Raw genomic sequence first — 2,779 nt, 5'->3', positions numbered from 1 at the left:
CTGAAGGATCACGCGGTGGCCACCCTGCTGTCCGGGGATTGCGACAAGCTCAGCATCCAATGCTGCTGCTACACCACGCTATTGGACGCAACCAAGCACCAACCGTGCCGGTCCGCAGCCCGAGCCTCTACGGCGCATCGTTGCTGGTCAAGCCATTGTCGTTGTTTTTTGCGCGATTACTACCGGAACCCCAACGTGTTCCGACACACTAGGGATCGATCTGCGTCCAATGCCCGCCCCGGCAACGAAAATACGTGTTGACGTTGGGCTTGGCGGGGTTCGGCCCGAGGGCCTCCACCTCGGCGCCGTAGGGGCAATCGGCACCCGACGTGACCCACGGAACCCACCAGGTGTGCGGCGCTGGTTCGTCCTCATCACGACAGACCAGTGGCCCGCCGTCTGTGCCGAAGCCGAAGGTCGAGTGGCCCGGGGGAATCATACCCCCGGGCTCTCACAGAACCGTGCTTGACAGTCTCCCGTCACACGGCTCTTACCATCCAGTCGCCATGAAACCACGGGTATAGGCCCAGTGAGCGAACATCCGGGGATATCTGTCCCCCAACGCTTTCCACCAGGCGTTGACTTTCTTGAACCCGTGCAACCGCCGATATTTCTTACGAGCCCACCGCACCAGATAGGTGTTGATGCGTTTGCACAGCGCATACAGTTTCGACCGATAGAACCGGCCATAATATTGCAACCAGCCCCGCACAATCGGATTGATCCACCGGCCTATTCGGCCCAGCGTCCAGTCCGTGTGACGGTGCAGGCCCCAGCTGCGGACCTCCCGGTTGATCCGTTTCTCCGCATCCTTGCTGATCGCGGGCAGGAACGCGTTGAACAACCGCCCATGCCTGTCCCGCGCAGTCCGCGCCCGGAATTCATACCCCAGGAACGTGAACGACGTGTGCTCATACGAGCCGGTCCGTTCATAATCCTTGCAGTACACGACTTTCGTCTTCTCCGGATGCAACTCCAGCCCGACCTCGGTGACACGTTCCCCGATCACGGTCTTCAACATCAGCGCCTGCTTCTCGCTGGCGCAATGCACCACGACGTCATCCACATACCGTTCGAACATGATGCCCGGAAACTTCCGGGCCATCCACGCATCGAACGCGTAATGCATGAACAGATTCGCCAGAATCGGCGACACCGCCGACCCCTGCGGGGTCCCACGATCTCGCGTCACCAGCGTCCCATCCGAGCGTTGCAGCGGAGCCGAAAGCCACCGCCGCACATACAACACCACCCAATCGGCGTCGGTGTTGGCCCGGACCGCCTTGACCATCAGCTCGTGATCCACAGTGTCAAAGAACTTCCGAATATCCAGGTCCAAGACCCAGCCTCCGGATTTCCAGCACCGCTCCCGGCATGCCCCGACCGCGTCCAGCGCCGAGTGATTCGGTCGATACCCGTAGGAGTCCGGATGGAACATCGGTTCCACCCGCTTTTCCAACTCCATGGCCACCACCGTTTGCGCAACCCTGTCCGCGACCGTCGGCACGCCCAGAATACGAACTCCGCCACCGGGTTTCGGGATCTCCACCGCCCGCACAGGCGGAGGAAAATACGTCCCCGACGACATCCGATTCCACACCTTATAGAGATTGTTCTTCAGGTCGGCTTCGAACTCTTCGAGGGATTGCCCATCGACACCAGCGGCACCCTTGTTGGCCTTGACTCTGCTATATGCCTCTTGCACAGCCCATTTCGAAATCTCGAACGGCTTCATCGACAACCCTGGTTGATTCATCCAGCTCCTCCCGGCTCGCGCCGGTTGACTGCTTCACCAACCCGAATGGTCCGGCCCCTTCGCTCCACGCCCATTACAGCCGCTTCACCACTACTACGAGCCGGTCCGCCGGCACATCCCGCATCGGTACTCAACGCCTCACAGTTTCTGCTGCCCGGCGCGCTCCCTCTCGACCCCGTCGAAACGGCGGAATCTGTATCGGGACCTGCCTTCCCACGTTCCATGCGAAAGCCGCAGATCAGGCTCACGTCGCCTCCATGCCGGACACCGCCTGGCCAGAAATCGGGACACCCGCCAGACTCAATCCCGGTGCCAAAAATACGCCCCGGTTTCGATGCCACCTGTTTCCATTTCGACACGTCGTCAGCGATTCACTCGCGTTCGTCTTCCTGATCCCCATCTGACGCCCTCCGCGGAGCGCCTTTTCCTCATCGTTCACCACGACGGTCTTCAGCCAACGCAGCATGAGGTGATTTGAAGCCTCCCACCCGACAGGCGACTCCGAAGGGCCACTACCCCTTCATCATTCGCACAGCACCACGATCCGCTGCCTGACCTACCTCACGCAGCCTCCCGTGTTCGTGGCACACATATTCCCAGAACACGGTTGCCCGGCAACAGGATCGACGTCCTGCTGCCACGTCCCGCTCGTGCACGTGACATCGACGGTCATATAACTGTATGGGCCCCCGACAGGAACCTTCGGATAGAACAGAGCGGGGATCCCGTCAGGGTGGCATGGCGACCCCAGGTCCGCACGCGGGTCCGTCGCCAGCGGACCATTCAGCAGCGCCACCCACCACAACCCGTGGTCCGACTGCGAACCCTCGCGCGGAAGGCAACGAAGATCCAGCCCCGAAGGGTCGGTAACGTCGGGAGGATGGGCTCGGAGTCGTGGAGCCGTCGGTCGGCAGCAGTCCCGCACCACCAAGATCAGGGAGCCCGCTGCGCGGAAGCCGGTGTCCCGACCGTTCATTACCTGGGGCCACCAACCTCACGGGCCGATGCCTCGCCTACCGACTG

Annotated in this window: 1 protein-coding gene; it reads right to left on the bottom strand. The window is 61.6% G+C overall.

The features are described 5' to 3' along the window. Window positions 1-490: 490 nt before the first annotated feature. Entirely contained in the window at window positions 491-1,756 is a 1,266-nt protein-coding gene (ltrA, locus tag ACIRRA_RS45775; RefSeq protein ID WP_402782372.1) for a group II intron reverse transcriptase/maturase, read from the bottom strand. Window positions 1,757-2,779: the final 1,023 nt, after the last annotated feature.

The sequence above is a fragment of the Nocardia sp. NPDC101769 genome (genome assembly GCF_044766925.1).
Lineage (GTDB): Bacteria > Actinomycetota > Actinomycetes > Mycobacteriales > Mycobacteriaceae > Nocardia.
This window is presented reverse-complemented; position numbering and strand designations above follow the sequence as displayed.